Source organism: Burkholderia sp. BCC0398 (assembly GCF_902833245.1).
In the GTDB taxonomy this organism is placed as follows: Bacteria; Pseudomonadota; Gammaproteobacteria; order Burkholderiales; family Burkholderiaceae; genus Burkholderia; species Burkholderia sola.
In genome coordinates this window covers 221,184-241,831 of record NZ_CADFEM010000005.1, presented here as the reverse complement: position 1 = coordinate 241,831, position 20,648 = coordinate 221,184, and the positions used below count along the sequence as shown (strand labels likewise).

Here is a 20,648-nt window from a genome sequence, read left to right as displayed (position 1 = left end):
CGGCGCGATGACGCGGCCGCACGCGCATGCATTTGCGTTTGCGTTCGGCGCGGCCCGCTCCGGCAACGCGTGCCGGAACGAACCGCTGCGTGCGATCACTTCCACTGATACAGCACGCCCGCGCCGACCACGCGCTGGCTGCCGGCGAAACCGCCGTTCAGCGTCGCCTTCAGGTTCTCCGTGACGCGCGCCTGCACGCCGACCGCCATCGCCTTCTGCCCCTGGAACGTCGCCGTGCCGACCCCCATCGCGAAGTTCGAATCGCGGTCCATGTGCGGGATCGACGCCATCGCGGCGGTCGCGGCGATCCCCTCGCGGGCCATCGAATCGGTCTGCTGGATCTGCTGCTGCATCTGCGTGAGCTGGTTGTTCACCGTGTTCAGCGATTGCGTGAACTGGTTCGATACCGCATTCAGCTGGTTCACGTTCACCGCGTCGGTGCCCTGCGTACCGGCCGCGACGTTCACGACCTGGCGCGCCGAATCCGCCGAGCCGACCGCGACCACGTTCGAGCGCCCGCCGTCGTTGCTGCCAGCGCCGAGCGCCGTCGAGTTGTTGCCCGATGCGGTCGACCCCACGCCGATCGCGGTCGAGCCGTTGCCGGACGCCGTCGAGCTGTTGCCGACCGCCGTGCTGTTCGAGCCCGACGCGACCGCCCCCGATCCGCCCGCCGACGAATTCGAACCGCTCGCCCCCGGCGGCACGTTGCCGCCGGGCGGGTTCGTCGTGTACTGCCCGCCGAGGTTGGTCGTGCGCTGGTCGATCAACGTCGTCAGCTGGTTCGCGACCGAATCGAGCTGCGACACGTTCACCGCGTCCGTGCCGTTCTTGCCGGCGGCCAGCCCGGTGATCTGCCGGTTGCCGACGTTCACTTCGCCGGCCGACGACTGCGGGCTGCTCAGCCCGTACGCGACGTAGTTCGTCAGCGCGCCGACGGTGGTCAGCGAACCGGCGCCGAGCGCGACGCTGTTCGCGAATGTCGCCGAGGCCCCTGCGCCGAGCGCAAGCGCATCGGTCGCGCTGCCGCGCGCCCCCGAGCCGAGCGCGACGCTGCCCACGCTGACCGCCACCGCGTTGGCGCCTTGTGCGACCGACTGCGCGCCGGTCGCCGTCGCGCCGCTGCCCAGCGCGATCGCATCGGCCTGCGCGGCACTCGCCGCCTGCCCGATCGCGATGCCGCCCGGCGCGGTCTGGTCGACGATCGCGCCGTTGCCGATGCCCACGCCGTTGTCGCCGTTGACGACCGTCGTCGGCCCGACCGCGATCGATTCCGCGCCGACCGCGAGCGAATCGCCGGCCGTCGAGTTCGCGTGGAAATATTTCTGGCCCGTGACCGCGAACGACTGCAGCGCGCCGGTCAGCTGGCGCACCGTCACCGCATCCTGCTGGCCGGTGCCGTCGGCGACGTTGGTGATCTGGCGGTACGTCCGGTTCGTCGCATCGCCGACCGATACCGCGCCGAGCAGCGTCTGGTCGGTCGTGTCGAACGGGATCGACGCACTGCCGTTGCGGATGATGCCGGAGGCGGGCGCCGTCGCGCGGTCGGCCACCGAACCGGAGCCGAGCGCGATGCTGCCGTCCACGCGAGAAATCGCGTTCGGGCCGATCGCGACGCTGTCCAGGCCGAGCGCCTGGCTGTCCGGCGCGGTGGAGTTCGCGTGGAAGTACTTGATGCCGTTCGCGTTGATGTTGTCGATCGCCGAGCCGACGTTGTTGTTGATCGTGGTGGAGCCGTCGCTGTTGTACGTCACGTACGACGGTGACGAGATCGTGCCGGTGGTCGGATCGTAGGTGGCGCCGCCGCCGATCGCGCCGGCCGTGCTGTTGCCGAGGTTCGTGTTGTTGTTCGTGATCGAGCTCAGGCTGGTCGACAGCGAACCGATGCCGGTCGACGTGGCGGTGGACAGCGAAGTCAGGTTGCTGTTGGTCGAACTCAAGCCGGTGGACAGCGAGCCGACGACGGTCGAGGTCGACGTGGACAGCGACGTGATCGTGCTGTTGGTCGAGCTCAAGCCGGTGGACAGCGAGCCGACGACGGTCGACGTCGACGTCGACAGCGACGTGATCGTGCTATTGGTCGAACTCAGGCCGGTCGACAGCGAGCCGACGACGGTCGACGTCGACGTGGACAACGACGTCAGGTTGCTGTTGGTCGAGCTCAGGCCGGTGGACAACGAATCGACGGCCGTCGACGTCGACGTGGACAACGACGTGATCGTGCTGTTGGTCGAACTCAAACCGGTGGACAACGAACTAATGCCGGTCGACGTGGACGTGGACAACGACGTGATGCTCGACGCCGTCGACGTCGACAGCGAATCGAGCGCCGTGTTCGTCGCGGCAAGCTGCGAGCCGTTGATCGCGTCCGTGCTCGCCGAACTGATCCGCCCGGCCGCGACGTTGGTGATCTGGCGCTCGCTGCCCGCTTTACCGACGCTGACGACGCTGGTCGGGTTGACGCCGTTGAAGTTGTACGTGACGCCACCGATGACCGCGCTGGCCGTCGGGTTCGGCGCGGCCGTCGTCGATCCCGAGCCGAGCGCGACATCGTTTGCGTTGTTGGCCACGGCCGACGCGCCGAACGCGACCGCCCCCGCCGCCGCTGCCGTCGACGTATTGCCGAGTGCGAGCGAACCCGTGCCCTGCGCGTTGTTCGTATTGCCGATCGCCACCGCGCCGTCACCGTTCGCGGTGTTGTTCGAGCCCATCGTGACCGCGCCGGTGCCGATCGCGCTGCTCGGATCGCCGATCGCGACCGCGCCGTTGCCGCTCACCGTCTGGCCCAGGCCGAGCGCGACGGCACCGATGCCGCCCAGCACCTTCGAGTTGTTGCCGCCAGCGATCGAGCCCGCCCCCGCGGTGGCGGCGACCGAGTTCGAATCGCCGATCGCGACGGTCGACCCGGCCGCCGCGACGCTGTTGATGCCGACCGCCGTCGCATTCGTGGCCGACGCCGTCGCGCCGGGGCCCAGCGCGCTGGACGAAACGCCGGTCGCCAGCGACAGATTGCCGAGCGCCGTCGCGAACTGTTGCGTTGCAGTCGCCTGCACACCCATCGCGATCGAGCTGAGGCCCGACGCATTCGCGTTCAGGCCGAATGCCAGCGCATTGTCCGCGCCGGCCGACGTGTTCGAGCCCATTGCGATCGAACTCGTGCCGAGCGACTGCGTGCCCGAGCCGGGCACACCGGCGGTGCCGCCCCAGCCGATCGCGATCGACGAGGTGCCCTTCGCGCCGCTGTTGACGCCCATCGCGACGCCGGAATTACCGGTCGTCAGCGCCCCGCTGCCAACGGCCACGCCTGCCGCGCCCGTACTGGTCGACTGGTTGCCGAGCGCGACGGAGCCCGTGTTCGTGGCATGCGACGCATAGCCGAGCGAGACGCTCTGCGCACCCGCCGCACTGGCACCGAGCCCCACCGCCGCCGCGTACTGACCGGACGCCAGCGCGTTGTTGCCCAACCCGATGGCGGACACACCGGTCGCCGCCGCGCCGCTGCCCATCGCGACCGTGCCGCTTTGAGTCGCGCTCGACAGGTTGCCGATGGCGACCGAGTAGTCACCGGAACCGATCGCCTGCACGCCGAGCGCCGAACTGTTGACGCCGGTCGCCTGCGCGTTGATGCCGACGGCCGTCGAAGCATCCGCCATCGCATGCGCGCCCGGGCCCAGCGCCGTGGCCGACACGCCTTGCGCCGTCGACAGGTTGCCCAGGGCGGTGGAATTCTGCTGCGCGGCAGTCGAACCGACGCCGATCGAGATCGATGTCACGCCGCCGTTCGCGGTACCGCCATCCGGTGCGTACTGCGCATGGGCGCCCACATGGAACAACGCGAGATACGCGGACGCCATCAGCACGGCGAGCCGTCGCGGCGTAGGCATACTCGCATGCGTCGAACCGCCCGCGCTCGCGGCATGCGCCGACGCGTCGAGCGACGATGCGACACGCTTGCCGCGTGCCCGGTCAAGCTCCGAAGCCGCAACCCAGGCCCCCAATGCTTCGTTCCAGATCGACTTGAACGACTTGTTCATCTTGTATTCCCTCGGTTCTCATGTGCTGGATGACGCAACAGCGAACGCGGCGTCAGGCGCAGCGCGGACCCTCTGCGCTTTTGCCTGTCTCGCGACGTCTCGCCTCTCACTTCGCATAACTAATCAAAACCACGAACAACGTTGCCCGACACGCTCGCCCTACATCGCGAGTGCACGACAGATCGCCGCGCATGCCCGTTCGGCACGATGCGCGACGGCGAAAAGCCGGTTATCGATTCACGGAAGTCGACATCGCCTGCCCGGCGGCGACACGGCGCACGACGCGTCGCGAATCCGCACGCGCGCACACCGTCGCACCCGCCGAGGGGCGACTTCGAGTCTCATTGGAAAAGCGTCGCTCGGACGCAGGACGAACGGACGCCGGCCCGCATCGCGGGCGGCCCGTCATCTTTCATTCAGGCGGCGAAAGGCGCCATGCTGTCCCCGCATCTGAAGCATTCGCCGCCGGATCGCTGACGCTGACGGCCGGCACCGGATCGATCGACCCGACACCCTGACCTGCCATGCTTGTCGTATTCATATTTTTCGTATCCGCCTGATTCGATAGAGCGCCACGCGCGGCCCGTCGGATCGATCAATCCGCCCGGCGGCCCACGCGAAGCCACTCACCCCTTTCCGTCCGGCTGGCGTCCGGCTTTCCGGGTTCCCGGAAAAACCGGCCACTCACCGAACGACCCCGGCATCGAATTAATCGATCGAATTTTCGTGACGATTTATTCTCGCCCGATGCCTCACACCCAGACCCACCCCGCCATTTCGCGACTCATCTTGTTTATCTGTGAATTTCGCGAATGATGACGTTTTCATTACCCTCGTGCTCGTTATCTTCTTGTAATCGTCCGAACGCCCCATTGGAATGCCATCAATCGATACGAAATTGAATACGGGACACACACGAAGCGACGGCGACCGCAATTTTTATGGCGGCCGGACGCGTCCAAAAAACCGATTCCAGCCACGTTGGGGCTAGTGTGCCGATATTCGTCCAAACAAACCTTTTCTGCAGCGGAAAAATACTTTTCCGGAGCGGACGACATTTACATTCATACACATCAGACGGAAACCCGATTTTTCAGAAAGGCGAATGCCGTCCTGTATTCGACCAAAGCTCATTCGACGACAAGGAATCGATGGTTTCGATTTACGCCGTCATCATCGAATTCGACACTACTTGCATTAATTCATCATTCGGGCCAATTCCATTCAAACCGTCATTTAACCGGAAATAAAGACCGGGATTTTATAAATCGATTCGGCACATTTTTCCGACTCATTTTCCCGACGAGCGGGACGACACCGCCGCGCAGCCGCGACGCCCACGCGACAAGCCCCCACGCGCCGCACGGAATCCTCACAATCGACGCTGCTGTCGACATATAATTTTTCGCAACAATCGTCCAGATTGCGATGCCCCGATTTGACAGGCCACTCCCTTCCAACGCGTTCGCAACCATGTCATCCCGCTTGTCCAGTTCGGCGTCGCCACGCACCACGCCGGATCTCGCTGGCGCCCATATCCTGATCGTCGACGACCGCCCGAACGACCTGCGGCTCCTGACCGAAATCCTGCGCACCGCGCAGTGCCGGATCAGCGTCGCATTCGACGGGCTGCAGGCCTATCACCGTGCGCAGGCCATCGCGCCCGACCTGATCCTGATGGACGTGCGCATGCCGCGCATGGACGGTTTCGCCGCGAGCCGGCTGCTGGCGTCGACGCCGTCGACGCAGTCCATTCCGGTGATCATCCTGACGGCCGCGGGCGATCTCGAGGATCGGATCGCGGGGCTCGAAACGGGCGCGATCGACTACATCGTCAAGCCCTTTGAACCGGCGGAAGTCATCGCGCGCATCCGCAATCACCTGAAGCGCGTGCGGCGCAGCCAGCCGTTCGCGCACCTGCCCGAATTACCTGACAACCCCGACGCGACGCTCGTGCGCGCGGCGAGCGACGTGCTGCTGCGCGACCTGCGCCATCCGCCGGCCCTCGAGGATCTCGCGAAGCAGGTCGGCACGCACGAAAAGCGGCTGTCGCGCGTGTTCCGCGACCATCTCGGCCAGACCGTATTCGAGTACCTGCGCGACACGCGGCTACGCGCCGCGATGCACTTCCTGTCGGAAACGTCGATGGGAATCGGCGACATCGCCGAGGAAATCGGCTTCTCCACGCCCGGCAATTTCGCGACGGCGTTCCGCGAACGCTTCGGCATCACGCCGTCCGACTGGCGGCGCCAGCGCCATGCGGTCGACACCCCGGCCGCACCGGGGGGGCGCCACGGCGATGCGTAGGCACCCCGCGGCATGGACGGCCGGATGTCGCGCGTTGCTCCTGCTTCTGGCGGCGCTGGCCGTCACGTGCGCGACGGCCCGTGCCGCGATGGCGCCGAATCCCGCTCAACTCGAAGCCGTGTCGGTATTCGAAGACACCGGCGCGACGCTGTCCGCCGACGTGGTGGCTGCACGGCTCGCCGATTCCGCACGCGGCACGTCCGCCGCGCTCCGGCCGTCGTTCAACGTCACGTTCTCCCGATCGGCATGGTGGGTCGGCGCGACGCTCGTCAATCGCGACACCACGGCGCACCCGCTGGTGCTCGCGATTCGCGACGCACGCGTCGACCGCGCCGACTTCTTTGTCGGCCGCAACGGCCAGTGGATCGCCGCCAGCCGCTTCCCTGCCACCGCCCGCAACGGCGACACCGACGCGAGCCGGCTGCTGTCCCGCTATCCGGCCCTGGACGTCACGCTGCAGGCGGGCGAAAGCGTGCCGGTGCTGATCCGCGTCACGTCACGCAAGGAAATGCGGCTCGCGCCGTTCGCGTTCACCCGCTTGGCATGGGATGCGCAGGAAGTCCGCGCGGCCATGTGGAACTTCGGCTTCCTCGGCGGACTGCTGGCGCTCGTCTGGTGCGCGCTGTTGATCGGGTTCTTCTCGCGCAACGCCGTGTTTTACGTGCTGGCGGGGATCGGCCTGTGCACGACGCTGTTCGAGGCGACGTACCGCGGCTATACGGCACTGATTCCGTGGCCGGGCGTGCACGAATGGTCCGCGCGCGGCGAGGTAATCTTCGCGTACCTGGCGGTCGCGCTGTTCATCGTCTTCATCCTGAAGGTCGCGCACGACGAGAAGGCCCGGCTGCCGGTGCGCGGCTTGTTCGTCACGTGCCTCGTCCTCGAATGCATCGGCATGGCCGGCGTCGCCGTCGGCGATCTGCTGACCTTCACCCGGTTCTGCCTGTGGCTGAACGCCGCGATGTCGGTGCTCGACATCGGCGTCGCGCTGACGCTCGCGATCCGCCGCACCCCGACGGGCCGCGTGATGCTGATCGCGATCGCGATCGCGACCTTCAACATGCTGATCCGCATACTCGACGGCCGCGATGCGTTGCCGTCCGTGCTGTCATGGATCCACTCCGACGTCTTTCCGAACCCCGTCATCGCGATCATCGGGCTCGCGACGCACCTGCTGGTGCTGGCCGCGTGGATCCATCACGTGGGCCGGCAGCGCACCGAGGCACGCAAGCGGCTCGAACACTGGCAGCTCACCGAGCAGGACCGGCTGCGCGACGAGGTCGCGCGGCGCACGGTGGCGCTCAACGAAGCGTTGCAGCAGTCGAAGACGCACATGCAGCAGAAGATCGAGACGCTCGGCTATGTCAGCCACGACCTGCGCGCGCCGCTGTCGACGATCAACGGTTACGCGAAGCTGCTGCTGCAAGGCGCGACGCGCGGGCAGGCGCGGCTGATCCGGTCGATCGACCGCAGCATCCGCTATCAGCTCGCGTTGATCGACGAATTGCTCGCGTTCACGAAGGCCGAACTCCAGCCGCTCGGCGTCGCGCCCGATCGCACCGACCTGCCCGGGCTGCTGGACGACATCGGCCACTACGCGGCCGCGCTGTGCGAGCAGCAGCACAACCGGTTCGACTATCGGCCGGTCACGGCGCTGCCGCGCACGGTGCGGATCGACGGCATTCGCCTGCAACAGGTATTGCTGAACCTGCTGTCGAACGCATCGAAATTCACGCGCGACGGCACGGTCGCGCTGTCGGTTCACGCGTCGCGCGAAGGCGATGCATGGCGCCTGCTGTTCGAGGTCGCCGATACGGGCATCGGCATCGACATCGGCGCGACCGATGACATCTTCCGCGCGTACCAGCAGGTGCAGGCGGTGAACGGCGGCACCGGGCTCGGCCTGTTCATCGCGCAGCGCATCGTCGCCGCGATGGGCGGCGAGCTGGCCGTCGCGAGCCAGCCGGGCGTCGGCACGACGTTCTCGTTCGCGGTCGTCGCGCCGGCCCTCGGCCATGCGCTCGCGCCGGCGTCGGGGCTCGTCAGGCGGTTCGATCCCGCCGTCGAAGCGGAACTGGCCAGCGCCGCGCCCGCGATGCACTGCCCGCCCGCCGACGCGCTCGCCGAGCTGATCGCGCTCGCCGGCGAGGGCCGGCTGACCGATATCGAGGAATGGCTCGGCCAGTATGCGGACGAGCCGGACCATGCGCCGTTCGCGCAGGAAGTGCGCGCGCACCTCGATGCGCTGGACTTGCCGGCGATCGAAAGACTGGCCGGCTCGCTGAAACGCACGCGCGTCGCGGATACGTCGTTCGACACCGAGGCGGACACGACCGGGCCGGCGTGACGGCGCGGACGCAGGCGGCATGCGGCCGCGCGCGTCACTCCACCGCGATTCCCGCGCGCCGCCGATCGGCCCGCTCGACCACGCGGGCCAGCCGAATGATGTCGGTCAAGCCGAATTCGCCGGCATCCGGGCGCGGCCGGCCATGCTCGTCGGCCACGCGCATCGCGAACGCCAGCGCTTCCGAGCGCTCGCGCAGCAGCACCCGCAGCGCGTCGGCCACGATCCGGCAGTCGCGCGCGTCGCCCAGGTCGAGCAGCGGCCGACGGCCATGCTCGACGGCCAGCGCATCGGCCATGCCCGTCGTCAGATCATCGCGCTTCATCGTGTTCTCCTCGCGCAAGGGTAGTCGGTCGCACTACGATCGCCGCATCGTCGATACCAGCCCGATGTCCTCCTTGGGCGGCGCCGGCCGCGCGGGCGCGGCAGCCTGCGTCGGCCGCCGCGCGCCGAGCCCCGTGCCGCCGGTGCGGCGCCGCGTCGCGTGCCGCTCGATGACCCGCTGCAGCACGCAGAACACGCACAGCAGCGCGCCGATCACGATCCGCGTCCACCACGAACTCAGCGTGCCGTCGAACGTGATCAGCACCTGGATCGTGCCGAGGATGCCGACGCCGAACACCGAGCCGATCACGTAGCCCACGCCGCCCGTCAGCAGCGTGCCGCCGATCACGGTCGCGGCGATCGCGTCAAGCTCCATCCCCTGCGCCTGCAGCCCGTAGCCCGACAGCACGTAGAGCGTGAACACCACGCCGCCGAGCGCCGAACAGAAGCCGCTCAGCGCATAGACGCCGACCTTCGTGCGCGCGACCGGCAAGCCCATCAGCAGCGCCGAGCGTTCGTTGCCGCCGACCGCATACACGTTGCGGCCGAAGCGCGTGAAATGCGCGACGTAGATCGCGACGGCGAGCGTCGCGAGCGCGATCAGCGCACCGGCGCTCAGCATGCCGCTGCCGAGCGGCACGCTGATGCCCGCGATCGCATGGAACGCCGGCGCATTGATCGTGATCGACTGCGTCGTGATCAGGAAGCACGCGCCGCGCGCGAGAAACATCCCGGCGAGCGTGACGATGAACGGCTGCAGCTTGAAGTAGTGGATCAGCGCGCCCATCGCCGCGCCGTACAGCGCGCCGAACGCGAGCACCAGCGGCACGATCACCCACACGGGCCAGTGCAGCCGTTCGGCGCCGACCGCGCAGAAGATCGTTGTCAGCGCAACGACCGAGCCGACCGACAGGTCGATGCCGCCCGACACGATCACGAACGTCATCCCGATCGCGACGATCAGCAGGAACGCGTTGTCGACGAGCAGCCCGGTCAGCACCTGCATCGAGAAAAAGCCCGTGTACATCACGGACCCGAAGCCGAACAGCGCGGCGAACAGCACGATCGTCACGACGATCGGCAGCGTGCGCGGATCGGCGAGGCGGCCAAGGAAACGGGTCATCGCGGCGTCGCTCCGGTGGTGGTGGCGCGCGATCGCGCGGAAGGCAGCAGCCGCGACGCATGCCGCACGAGCAGCGCGCGCGCCGCGTCCGACTGGATCAGCGTCACGACGATCACGACGACCGCCTTGACGACGAGCGTCGCCTCCGGCGGCACGCCGATCGAATAGGTCGTGTAGGTGAGCGTCTGGATGATCAGCGCGCCGAGCACCGAGCCCGCGAGGCTGAAGCGGCCGCCGAGCAGCGACGTGCCACCGAGCGTGACCGCGAGGATCGCGTCGAGTTCGAGCAGCAGCCCCGCGTTGTTGCCGTCGGCGCTGCGCACGTTCGAGCTCGCGAGGATGCCCGCGAGCGCGGACATCACGCCCGAGCACAGATACACGCCGAACACGATCGCACCCGAGCGCAGCCCGACGAGCCGCGTCGCGACCGGATTCACGCCGATCGCGCGAATGAACAGCCCGAGCGCCGTGCGGTTCACCAGCAGCGCGATCGCGCCGATCGTCGCCAGCGCGATCCACACCGCGCACGGCACGGTCGCGAGATAGCCGCCGCCCAGCGCGAGGTAGCCGGGCGCGCCGATCGGGATGATCTGGCCGCCCGTCAGCAGTTGCGCGATGCCGCGCCCGGCCACCATCAGGATCAGCGTCGCGATGATCGGCTGCATCCCGACGAAGGCGACGAGCAGCCCGTTCCACGCGCCGGCCAGCAGCCCGACGCCGAGCGCGGCGACCAGCGCCGTGCCGACTTGCGACGGGTCCGCCTCCAGCACGGTCGCGGCCGCCGCGCCGGCGATCGCGACGATCGCGCCGACCGAGATGTCGATCCCGCGCGTCGCGATCACGAGCGTCATGCCGAGCGACACGATCACGAGCGGCGCCGCGCGATTCAGGATGTCGATCGGCGCGCCGAACAGATGGCCGTCGAGCAGCGCGATCGACAGGAAACCGGGACGATGCGCGACGTCCAGCGCGAACAGCAGCACGAGCGTCAGCACCGGCCACGCGAGCGAATGACGAAACAGCGTGCGTAGCCACGTCATGACTGGCCTCCTGCGATCAACCGGTAAACCTGTTCCTCGGACGCATCGGCGCCGCTCAGCTCCGCGACCTTGCGCCGGTCGCGCAGCACCGCGATCCGGTGGCTCACGCGCACGACCTCGCCGATCTCCGACGAGATGAACAGGATCGCAAGCCCCTGCGCGCACAGCGCGAGCACGCGCTCCATGATGTCGAACTTCGCGGCGACGTCGATGCCGCGCGTCGGCTCGTCGAGAATCAGCAGCTTCGGGTCCGTCGCGAGCCAGCGCGCGAGCAGCACCTTCTGCTGGTTGCCGCCCGACAGCAGTCCGATCGGCTGTTCCGCGTCGCGCGCCTTGATGCCGAGCCGCGCGATATACGTGTCCGCGATCTCGCGCTGGCGCGCCCGACCGATCAGCCGCCACCAGCCGCGCCGCGCCTGCAGCGCGAGCACGATGTTCTCGCGGATCGACAGTGCGGCGACGATACCCTCCTTCTTGCGATCCTCCGGGCAGTACGCGATCCCGTTGCGCACCGCGTCGTGCGGCGACGCGAGCCGCTTGCGCGCGCCGTCGATCTCGATCGCGCCGGTATCGGGGCGCGCGGCGGCGAACGCCAGTTGCGCGGTCTCGGTGCGGCCCGAGCCGAGCAGTCCGGCCAGCCCGACGATCTCGCCGGGGCGCACGTCGAGATCGAGCGCGCTCATCATCCCGCGACGGCCGACCTGCTGCATCGACAGGAACGGCGCATCGGCCGCGGCGGTACGCTCGACCGCGGCGGCGCCGGCCTGCAACGTGTCGGACATGCGCTCGCGGCCGGTCATCTTCGCGACCAGCACGTCGACCGGCAGGTCGCGCGCGAGGTACTCGCCTTCGCGCTCGCCGTTGCGCATTACGGTGATCCGGTCGGACACCGCATAGGTCTGCTCGAGAAAATGCGTGACGAACAGGATCGCGATACCCGACGCCTTCAGCCGGCGCAGCACGTCGAACAGCCGCGCGACCTCGCCGTCGTCGAGGCTCGACGTCGGTTCGTCGAGAATCAGCACGCGCGCGTCGACCGACACCGCCCGCGCGATCGCGACCATCTGCTGCACCGCGATCGGATACGAATCGAGCGAACGCGTGACGTCGAGCGCGAGATCGAGTTCGGCGAGCGCGTCGCGCGCCCGTGCGTGGATCGTCTTCCAGTCGATCGCACCGCGCCGCATCGGCTGCCGGCCCGCGAAGATGTTCTCCGCGACCGACAGGTTCGCGCAGAGGTTCACTTCCTGATACAGCGTCTGGATCCCGGCCGCCTCCGCCTCGCGCGGCGCGGTGAAATTCACCGGCGCGCCGCCGACGCGAATCTCGCCCGCATCGTGCGCATGCACGCCGGTGAGCACGTTGATCAGCGTCGACTTGCCCGCGCCGTTCTGGCCCATCAGCGCGTGGATCTCGCCCGGAAACAGCCGGAAGTCCACGCGCTGCAGCGCGCTGACGCCCGGAAACGACTTGTCGATGCCGATCATCTCGACCACCGGCGGACTCTGCATGCATCCTCCCTCGAAGCGTCGCCGGACGGCGGCCGCGAGGCCGCCGCCCGGGCGGACAGGTCAGTACTTGCGGGTCGGCAGCACCTGCGCCGCGACGTTCATCGGGAACACCGTCTCGTTGGTCACGATGCGCTTGGGCAACTGCTTGCCGGCGACCACGTCCTTCACCGCGGTCATCAGTTGCGGGCCGAGCAGCGGGCTGCATTCGACGTCGACGTTGATCTTGCCCGCGACCATCGCCTGAAAGCCGCCCTTGGTCGCGTCGAACGACACGACGCTGACGTCCTTGCCGGGCTTGATGCCGGCCTCTTCCATCGCCTGGATCGCGCCGAGCGCCATGTCGTCGTTGTGCGCGTAGACGACGTTGATCTGCTTGCCGTAGGTCTTCGCGAACGCTTCCATCACCTGCTTGCCGCCGGCGAGCGTGAAGTCGCCGCTCTGCGATGCGATGACCTTGAATTTCGGATTGTTCTTGATCACTTCGAGCAGGCCCGCGCGGCGGTCGTTGGCCGGCGCGGAGCCGACCGTGCCCTGCAGCTCGACGATATTGATCGGGCCCGCATCGTTCTTGTAGCGCTCTTCGAGCCAGTGGCCGGCGCGCCGCCCTTCCTCGAGGAAGTCGGAGCCGATCATCGTCACGTACAGCGACGGGTCCTTCACGTCGACGCCGCGGTCGGTCAGGATCACCGGGATATGCGCGGCCTTCGCTTCGGTCAGCACCGGCTCCCAGCCCGATTCGACGACCGGCGAGAACGCGATCACGTCGACCTTCTGCGCGATGAACGAGCGGATCGCGCGAATCTGGTTCTCCTGTTTCTGCTGTGCGTCGGAAAACTTCAGGTTGATGCCGGCGTCCTTCGCCGCGCCCTTCACCGATACGGTGTTCGCGGTGCGCCACGCGCTTTCCGCGCCGACCTGCGAGAACCCGAGCGTGATCGGCTTTTGCTGCGCGTGCGCGCCGCCTGCCAGCACCGTCGCCGCGGCGACGATCGCGCCGGCCGCGAGCTTCCTGATGAATGTCATGGTCCGTCTCCGATGATGTCGTTGTGTGCCGCGGCGCTGTTGTGTTTCTGCGTGGCGCTGGCGCGGATCGGGCTGCCCCGGCCGGCGTGTCGTGCCGGCGCGGTATACAGACCCCGCATCAGTTTAGGAACAAGTCCGATAACCTTCCAATGAAATATTGGATTGGGGCGATGTCGGAATCGGCATGCGTATAAACACCTAACCACGCGAGCGAGGCCGGGCGCGGCGGCGCACGGTTCTTGCTCCGTCGCAATGGCTGTTCGCACCCCATGCCAGGCGAGCGCCCTTCACGCGAACCCAAGGAGACAAGCATGATCGCTGCCCGTGAGCGCGGGTCGCCGCGCACCGCCGCCGCCGGCCGGCGCGTCGCGACATGAAGCGGCCCGCTTCGAGCGCCGTCGCGGCGCTGCGCCATGTCGACGACCGCCAGCCCGGCTACACGCGCCGCCGGCTGCGCAACGGCTTCGCGTACTACGGGCCGGACGGCATGCGGATTCGCGATGCCGCGGAAATCGCCCGCATCGACGCGCTCGCGATCCCGCCCGCGTACACCGACGTGTGGATCTGCGCCGACCCGCTCGGCCACTTGCAGGCGACGGGCCGCGACGCGCGCGGCCGCAAGCAGTACCGCTATCACCCGCAATGGCGGGAAACCCGCGATGCGAACAAGTACGCGCGGATGGCCGCGTTCGCGCGGGCGCTGCCGCGTATCCGCGCCCGCGTCGCGCGCGATCTGGCGCTGCCGGGCATGCCGCGCGACAAGGTCGTCGCGACGATCGTCCGCTTGCTCGATACGACGCTCGCGCGGATCGGCAACGCGGAATATGCGCGCGAAAACGGCTCGTACGGGCTGACGACGCTGCGCAAGCGCCATTTGAAGATCCAGCCCGGCCAGGTGCGGCTGCGCTTTGCCGGCAAGAGCGGGATCGAGCACGACGTGACGGTCGACGACGCGCGGGTCGCGCGGATCGTCCGGCGCTGCGCGGAGTTGCCCGGGCACGAGCTGTTCCAGTATGTGGACGACGACGGCGTACGCCATCCGGTCGGGTCGTCCGACGTGAACGACTACCTGCGCGAGGCCGGCGGCGCCGATTTCACCGCGAAGGATTACCGGACCTGGGCCGGCAGCGTGCACGCGCTCGGATTGCTGCGGCGCATCGAGCATCGCGGCGTCACGCATGCGCGCAAGCAGATCGTCGAGACCGTGCGCGCGGTGGCCGACCTGCTGCGCAACACGCCGGCCGTGTGCCGGCGCTGCTACATCCATCCGGCTGTACTCGACGCGTTCGAGGCGGGCACGCTCGCCGCGCTCGCGGTCCGGCGTACGCCGCGCGGCCTGCGCGCGGACGAAGCGGCGTTCGTCGCGTTGCTGGTCTCCGCGAGCCGGCGCCCGGCGAGATGACCGTCCACGCCGCGCCTGCGCCCACCGGGGCGCGATCGGCATCGCTGCTTCCCCGCGTGTCGTTTACCACCGGGTTCCGGGCGCATGACCGATAGCCGCTCGCGCCCGTTTCTCTAAACTGGTTCGCACAACACACCTGCCCGGTGTCGTCCGCCGCGCGCGTCACGCCACCGGCATCGAGGCATCCCCGAGACATCCGCCTTCGCTGTCCGTCGGCCCGCACGCCCCCGCTGCATTCCCGCCGGCCGCGCCGCCAAGGCCATTCCAGGAGAGATCATTGAGTTCATCGCAAGCGCGCCCCGCGAAAACCCGGTCTTCGCGCCAGTCCATCAAGCTGGATGACATCACGATCGTCGACCCGGCCGTCCTCAAGCGCGCGGTCGGCGCGATGGCGTTCGGCAATGCGATGGAATGGTTCGACTTCGGCGTCTACAGCTATATCGCCGTCACGCTCGGCAAGGTGTTCTTCCCGTCGAGCAGCCCGTCCGCGCAGTTGCTCGCGACCTTCGGCACGTTCGCGGCCGCGTTCCTCGTGCGTCCGCTCGGCGGCATGGTGTTCGGGCCGCTCGGCGACCGCATCGGCCGCCAGCGCGTGCTCGCCGCGACGATGATCATGATGGCCGTCGGCACCTTCGCGATCGGCCTGATCCCGAGTTATGCGTCGATCGGCATCCTGGCGCCGATCCTGCTGCTCGTCGCCCGCCTCGTGCAGGGCTTCTCGACCGGCGGCGAATACGGCGGCGCGGCGACCTTCATCGCCGAGTTCTCGACCGACAAGCGTCGCGGCTTCATGGGCAGCTTCCTCGAGTTCGGCACGCTGATCGGCTATACGCTCGGCGCGGCCACGGTCGCGCTGCTGACGGCCACGCTGTCGCAGGAAGCGCTGCTGTCATGGGGCTGGCGCGTGCCGTTCTTCATCGCCGGCCCGCTCGGCCTCGTGGGCCTCTACGTGCGGCTCAAGCTCGAGGAAACGCCGGCCTTCCAGAAGGAGGCCGAAGCACGCGAAGCGGACGAGCGCGCGCGGCCGAAGCAGCGCTTCGCGACGCTGCTCGTCGAACAGTGGAAGCCGCTGCTGCAATGCGTCGGCCTCGTGCTGATCTTCAACGTGACCGACTACATGGCGCTGTCGTACCTGCCGAGCTACCTGTCGGCGACGCTGCACGTGCGCGAATCGCACGGCCTCTTCATGGTGCTGCTCGTGATGGTGCTGATGATGCCGATGACGCTGTACGCCGGGCACCTGTCCGACAAGATCGGCCGCAAGCCGGTGATGATGGCCGGCTGCGTGGGCCTGCTCGCGCTGTCGGTGCCGGCGCTGATGCTGATCCGCACCGGCGGCATGCTGCCGATCTTCGGCGGGATGCTGATCTACGGGATCCTGCTGTCGACGTTCACGGGCGTGATGCCGTCGGCGCTGCCTGCCCTCTTCCCGACGCGGATCCGCTACGGCGCGCTCGCGATCGGTTTCAACGTGTCGGTGTCGCTGTTCGGCGGCACGACGCCGCTCGTCACCGCGTGGCTGGTCGATCGCACCGGCGACCTGATGATGCCCGCGTACTACCTGATGGGCGCGTCGTTCATCGGCATCGTGTCGGTGCTCGCGCTGCGCGAGACCGCGCGCCAGCCGCTGCCGGGCTCCGGGCCGTGCGTCGCGAGCCGCGCGGAAGCGTTGAGCCTCGTGCGCGGCGGCGCCGACGAAGCGCGGGTGCGCGACCGCAAGTTCACGGCGGTCGGCGAGCGCGCGTAACGCGGGCCTCTGCGGGCCGATGCGACGCCGCGCGGCTTGCGCGGGCGTCGCCGTTCGCGCGATCGTTCGAATGGGCAACGGGCTTGCCACGACGCCTCCGCTTCGCGGACGTGGGTCGGACGCCCATGCGCGAAAACCGGACGATGGATCATGCGCGCCCCGGCGCGTTTTCGGCGCGAAATTCGCAGACAAGTTCGCCGCCGACCGCGAGTTCGTCGATCTGATCGGCCGTCAGCGCGACGATCGTTGCGGCACTTTCATCCGAGATGCCCAATTGCCGCTTGCCCTGCTCGTAGTGGACACGCAGTATGCGTTGGGCCAGCACGAGATACGCGCGATTGAATTCCGCGATTGCATCGAAGATATCGCCCTGTTCGGTCATGACCGCTCCTGAGCCGACGGCGGGTCTTGCGGGGCCGCGCGCGGCGCCGCGACCGGCCGTGCAGTAATGAATCCCTGAATCTATGTCAGGCGACGCGCATCATGCGGACAATTCCCAGGTCTGATCCGACATACGCGAAATCGCCGCTTGCAAAGCGATGATTCGCGATTCGCCATGCGTCGCTGTCGGATTCAGCCTAGATTCGGTCACCCCCGGAAAGCGGAACACCCCTACGATTTTCGGACGGCGCGCGGGGCCGGTTGCGCGAGCGCGCACGGTACCGTGCCAACGACGATGGCATTCGCGCATCGTCGCCCTCTGTCGGCATCGTCGATGCCTGAACCCGAACGAGTGGAATCCGAAAACCATGTTGAAAGTGACGAAAGCCGTCTTTCCGGTCGCCGGTCTCGGCACGCGATTTCTACCGGCGACCAAGGCCAGCCCGAAGGAAATGCTGCCGGTCGTGGACAAGCCGCTGATTCAATATGCGGTCGAGGAAGCGATCGACGCCGGCATCACCGAAATGATTTTCGTGACCGGCCGCAGCAAGCGCGCGATCGAAGACCACTTCGACAAATCCTACGAGATCGAAGCCGAGCTCGAGGCGCGCGGCAAGGAAAAGCTGCTGTCGCTGGTTCGCAGCATCAAGCCGAACCACGTGGACTGCTTCTACGTTCGCCAGGCCGAAGCACTGGGGCTCGGCCATGCCGTGCTGTGCGCGGAGAAGCTGGTCGGCGACCAGCCGTTCGCCGTGATCCTCGCGGACGACCTGCTCGACGGTCCGACGCCCGTGTTGCGCCAGATGATCGACGTGTTCGATCACTATCACGCGTCGGTGATCGGCGTGGAGGAAATCGCGCCCGAGGCATCGACGTCGTACGGCGTGATCGACGGCAAGCGCTGGGAGGACAACCTGTTCAAGGTGTCCGGCATCGTCGAGAAGCCGGCGCCGGCGAACGCGCCGTCGAATTTCGGCGTGGTGGGGCGTTACGTGTTGAAGCCGAAGGTGTTCGAGCATCTGCGCGCGCTGCGGCCGGGGGCCGGCGGCGAACTGCAACTGACGGACGCGATCCAGTCGCTGCTGACGGACGAACAGGTGCTCGCCCATCGCTACGACGGCACGCGTTTCGATTGCGGCAGCAAGCTCGGGTATCTGAAGGCGACGGTCGAGTTCGCGCTGCGGCACCCGGAGGTGGCCGCGGACTTCGAAAGCTATCTGGCCGCGCGCATGTCGACGCTGCTGGCCGCCTGACCGGCCACACGACGCACCCGGTCATGTGGACGGCCATCAGCGATCTCGGCGACGCGGCGATGACGTTGCCGCTTGCGCTCGTGTGCATCGGCTGGTTGACGTGCTCGGCGACCGGGCGACGTTACGCGGCGTCGTGGGCGCTAATGCTCGCGGCCGGCATGGCGCTGGTCGGCGCCACGAAGATGCTGTACGCCGGCTGCGGGGTCCAGATCCGCGCGATCGATTTCCGCGTGATCAGCGGACATACGATGCTCGCATCGGCGGTCTGGCCGATGACATGCGTGCTGGCACTGAGCAGCGGAACGTCATGGCGGGCGAACACGTCGCTGTCGCTCGGGCTCGCGCTCGGCGCGCTGATCGGCGTGGCGCGCGTGTTCGACGACGCGCACACGCCGGCGGAAGTCGTCGCCGGCTGGCTCGTCGGCTCGGCCGTCGCGCTGGCGTTCGTGCGGCGGCATGGCGCACCGCGTGTCGATGCGCGGTATCGCGCGCTCGTCGCCGGGTCGCTATTGGCCGTGTCGGCCGTCGCCTATGGTCGACACGCGCCGATTCAAGCGGCGATCGACAACTATTCGCCGTTTTTGTGCGGGCGGTTCGCGCTGCGGCCCTGACGGGCGCGGGTCGGACGGCGCGGCGTGCGACGGCCGGCGCTGCCCCTCGCCGGCGCCGGCGCGCGCAGACCGCTTCGTCGACCCCGCCGGAAAAAGACGGAATGCCGCCCGGATCGGACAACGCCGCTCGCCCGCTCGTCCGACCGCCTATGCTTGATCGCCGGAATCGAGTCGTCCCGAACGACGACCCCGTATTCCTCGTGCGAACCGGCGAGCAAGCGAGCCCTGCCCGACAGGCACCTTGCCCGCGTCGCGACGCACCTCGCCGTACGGCGCCGGAACGGCCGGCGCGTGGCGAATCCGGAGTCTCCGATCGGGCGCACGCATGTCGACCTTGCTCTTTTCAGCCAGCGTACTGTTCTTCTCCCTCAACGCATTCAGCGTACGGGCAACCTTCGCCGCCTATTTCCTGCTCTGCGCGCTCGCCTTTCTTCGCGCGCCGACGCTGATGAACCGGCAGCGTCACCTGTTTCCGGTCTGCGCATACTGGCTGATCAGCATCAGCATCGCGTTCGTTCTGTCCGCGTTTGGCGACTTCTACGTGAACTTCTACGTCAAGTTCATGCTGATCCAGACGTATATCGCGCTGTGCTACTGGATGTTTGCCGGCGGCGTGCTCACGCGGAATACGCTCGACACCGCATGCCGGATGCTCATCTACGTCCACGCCGCGTTCTTCACGTTTCAGCTCGTCTATTACCTCGGCACCGGTACCTTCATCGATTTCGACAGCTACGTGCGCGAAGCCGACTCCGAAGCGCTCTACGCCACCAAGGCGCTGACCGACAGCCTGATTTCGATTCGTGCGCTCGGCCTGTATTCCGAGCCGTCGTTTTACGCGATGACGGTCGTGCCGAGCGCGGTGGTCCTGCTGCTGTCGCAGCGGCGCATGACGCTCGCGCCCGCGGTCGGGTTCGCGACGGCGCTGCTCAGCTTCTCGGTCGCGTCGATGGCCGTGTGCGCCGCGTTGTGCGGGCTGCACGTACTCATCGGGCGCGGTCGGCTGCGGACCCGGATCGCCGTCGTCGTCGTCGCGCTCGCCTGCGTGCCCTGGCTTTACAGCGTGTACGACCAGCGGGTGAACCAGTCCGTCGACTACGATGCGGTCGGCAGCCGTACGCTCGTGCTGACCGAGCTGACCGAGCGCGACGTCGTCGCGGGCGTGTTCGGCGGCGGCCTCTTCTGGGACGAGCGCAACAACGTCGGCAAGACGCACCTGCGCGGCTATCAGGTGCGCGACAGCTCGTTCTACATCTACCTCGTATTCGCCGCGGGCGTCGCCGGTTTCATCGTGTTCTTCGGTACGCTGGTCATGCTGTTTCGCCGCAAGGGTCGACGCAAGTATCTGCTCTATCTGCTGCCGATCCTGCTGTTCAAATATCACGTGCTGTATGGCATGCTCTGGCTCACCATTCTGCTGTTCGTCGTGCTGGCCGACCAGGATGCGCCGCGGCGGCGCGCGGTCGTCCGCCCGCTTCCCAATCTGTCCGGCGACGAGCCCGTCGCGCATCCGACATGACATCACTCCGACATGCGTCGACGTTTCGCACG

General features: G+C 67.8%; 14 protein-coding genes. 7 read left to right on the top strand and 7 right to left on the bottom strand.

Annotation, left to right across the window (positions count from 1 at the left end; genetic code table 11):
• Nucleotides 1-95: 95 nt before the first annotated feature.
• Nucleotides 96-4,031, bottom strand: coding sequence for a YadA-like family protein (locus HWX76_RS12960; protein ID WP_176015889.1), 3,936 nt, complete (start codon nucleotides 4,029-4,031; stop codon nucleotides 96-98).
• A 1,473-nt stretch (nucleotides 4,032-5,504) separates the two neighbouring features.
• Here HWX76_RS12960 and HWX76_RS12955 point away from each other — a divergent pair.
• Together HWX76_RS12955 and HWX76_RS12950 are read left to right on the top strand one after the other, a co-directional pair.
• Entirely contained in the window at nucleotides 5,505-6,338 is an 834-nt protein-coding gene (locus HWX76_RS12955) for a response regulator (RefSeq protein ID WP_124592616.1), read from the top strand.
• Entirely contained in the window at nucleotides 6,331-8,685 is a 2,355-nt protein-coding gene (locus HWX76_RS12950; RefSeq protein ID WP_176015888.1) for a sensor histidine kinase, read from the top strand. The genes HWX76_RS12955 and HWX76_RS12950 overlap by 8 nt, the downstream gene beginning before the upstream one ends.
• A 34-nt stretch (nucleotides 8,686-8,719) precedes the next feature.
• Here the strand turns inward: HWX76_RS12950 and HWX76_RS12945 are convergent, their stop codons facing one another.
• Genes HWX76_RS12945 through HWX76_RS12925 form a run of 5 tightly spaced genes read right to left on the bottom strand, consistent with a single transcriptional unit; the run spans nucleotide 8,720 to nucleotide 13,703 of the window.
• Entirely contained in the window at nucleotides 8,720-9,025 is a 306-nt protein-coding gene (locus tag HWX76_RS12945) for a hypothetical protein (protein ID WP_235356196.1), read from the bottom strand.
• A 15-nt stretch (nucleotides 9,026-9,040) separates the two neighbouring features.
• Complete coding sequence (gene yjfF, locus HWX76_RS12940) at nucleotides 9,041-10,129, bottom strand: galactofuranose ABC transporter, permease protein YjfF (protein ID WP_050013544.1); 1,089 nt, start codon at nucleotides 10,127-10,129, stop codon at nucleotides 9,041-9,043.
• Entirely contained in the window at nucleotides 10,126-11,169 is a 1,044-nt protein-coding gene (locus tag HWX76_RS12935) for an ABC transporter permease (RefSeq protein WP_050013545.1), read from the bottom strand. Before HWX76_RS12935 ends, yjfF begins: the two co-directional genes overlap by 4 nt.
• Nucleotides 11,166-12,680, bottom strand: coding sequence for a sugar ABC transporter ATP-binding protein (locus HWX76_RS12930; RefSeq protein ID WP_089490087.1), 1,515 nt, complete (start codon nucleotides 12,678-12,680; stop codon nucleotides 11,166-11,168). Before HWX76_RS12930 ends, HWX76_RS12935 begins: the two co-directional genes overlap by 4 nt.
• A 60-nt stretch (nucleotides 12,681-12,740) precedes the next feature.
• Complete coding sequence (locus HWX76_RS12925; RefSeq protein ID WP_006481192.1) at nucleotides 12,741-13,703, bottom strand: ABC transporter substrate-binding protein; 963 nt, start codon at nucleotides 13,701-13,703, stop codon at nucleotides 12,741-12,743.
• Nucleotides 13,704-14,076: 373 nt separating this feature from the next.
• Between HWX76_RS12925 and HWX76_RS12920 the strand changes: the two genes are divergently transcribed.
• Together HWX76_RS12920 and proP are read left to right on the top strand one after the other, a co-directional pair.
• The gene (locus HWX76_RS12920; RefSeq protein ID WP_089490088.1) at nucleotides 14,077-15,105 is read left to right on the top strand and encodes a DNA topoisomerase IB; all 1,029 of its coding nucleotides are present in this window, start codon (nucleotides 14,077-14,079) and stop codon (nucleotides 15,103-15,105) included.
• Nucleotides 15,106-15,382: 277 nt separating this feature from the next.
• Nucleotides 15,383-16,852 (top strand): glycine betaine/L-proline transporter ProP, encoded by a 1,470-nt coding sequence (proP, locus tag HWX76_RS12915; protein WP_176015887.1) that lies wholly within the window; start codon nucleotides 15,383-15,385, stop codon nucleotides 16,850-16,852.
• A 148-nt stretch (nucleotides 16,853-17,000) separates the two neighbouring features.
• On the opposite strand, the gene HWX76_RS12910 is transcribed toward proP, so the two are convergent.
• On the bottom strand, nucleotides 17,001-17,234 hold the full coding sequence (locus HWX76_RS12910) for a flagellar transcriptional regulator FlhD (RefSeq protein ID WP_050013549.1): 234 nt from the start codon (nucleotides 17,232-17,234) through the stop codon (nucleotides 17,001-17,003).
• 367 nt (nucleotides 17,235-17,601) lie between these two features.
• Between HWX76_RS12910 and galU the strand changes: the two genes are divergently transcribed.
• The 3 genes from galU to HWX76_RS12895 all read left to right on the top strand — a co-directional run bounded on the left by galU (nucleotide 17,602) and on the right by HWX76_RS12895 (nucleotide 20,616).
• Nucleotides 17,602-18,486, top strand: a complete 885-nt coding sequence (galU, locus tag HWX76_RS12905; RefSeq protein WP_050013550.1) for a UTP--glucose-1-phosphate uridylyltransferase GalU — start codon at nucleotides 17,602-17,604, stop codon at nucleotides 18,484-18,486.
• A 23-nt stretch (nucleotides 18,487-18,509) separates the two neighbouring features.
• A complete protein-coding gene (locus HWX76_RS12900; RefSeq protein WP_050013551.1) occupies nucleotides 18,510-19,097 on the top strand; it encodes a phosphatase PAP2 family protein in 588 nt (195 codons plus the stop codon).
• A gap of 325 nt (nucleotides 19,098-19,422) precedes the next feature.
• On the top strand, nucleotides 19,423-20,616 hold the full coding sequence (locus HWX76_RS12895) for a hypothetical protein (RefSeq protein ID WP_176015886.1): 1,194 nt from the start codon (nucleotides 19,423-19,425) through the stop codon (nucleotides 20,614-20,616).
• Nucleotides 20,617-20,648 lie beyond the last annotated feature (32 nt).

Bases quoted from the DNA above. Each gene is read 5' to 3' on its own strand.
- HWX76_RS12960 (WP_176015889.1), bottom strand. From the start codon at position 4,031: ATGAACAAGTCGTTCAAGTCGATCTGGAACGAAGCATTGGGGGCCTGG.
- HWX76_RS12955 (WP_124592616.1), top strand. From the start codon at position 5,505: ATGTCATCCCGCTTGTCCAGTTCGGCGTCGCCACGCACCACGCCGGAT.
- HWX76_RS12950 (WP_176015888.1), top strand. From the start codon at position 6,331: ATGCGTAGGCACCCCGCGGCATGGACGGCCGGATGTCGCGCGTTGCTC.
- yjfF (WP_050013544.1), bottom strand. From the start codon at position 10,129: ATGACCCGTTTCCTTGGCCGCCTCGCCGATCCGCGCACGCTGCCGATC.
- HWX76_RS12935 (WP_050013545.1), bottom strand. From the start codon at position 11,169: ATGACGTGGCTACGCACGCTGTTTCGTCATTCGCTCGCGTGGCCGGTG.
- HWX76_RS12930 (WP_089490087.1), bottom strand. From the start codon at position 12,680: ATGCAGAGTCCGCCGGTGGTCGAGATGATCGGCATCGACAAGTCGTTT.
- HWX76_RS12925 (WP_006481192.1), bottom strand. From the start codon at position 13,703: ATGACATTCATCAGGAAGCTCGCGGCCGGCGCGATCGTCGCCGCGGCG.
- HWX76_RS12920 (WP_089490088.1), top strand. From the start codon at position 14,077: ATGAAGCGGCCCGCTTCGAGCGCCGTCGCGGCGCTGCGCCATGTCGAC.
- HWX76_RS12910 (WP_050013549.1), bottom strand. From the start codon at position 17,234: ATGACCGAACAGGGCGATATCTTCGATGCAATCGCGGAATTCAATCGC.
- galU (WP_050013550.1), top strand. From the start codon at position 17,602: ATGTTGAAAGTGACGAAAGCCGTCTTTCCGGTCGCCGGTCTCGGCACG.
- HWX76_RS12900 (WP_050013551.1), top strand. From the start codon at position 18,510: ATGTGGACGGCCATCAGCGATCTCGGCGACGCGGCGATGACGTTGCCG.
- HWX76_RS12895 (WP_176015886.1), top strand. From the start codon at position 19,423: ATGTCGACCTTGCTCTTTTCAGCCAGCGTACTGTTCTTCTCCCTCAAC.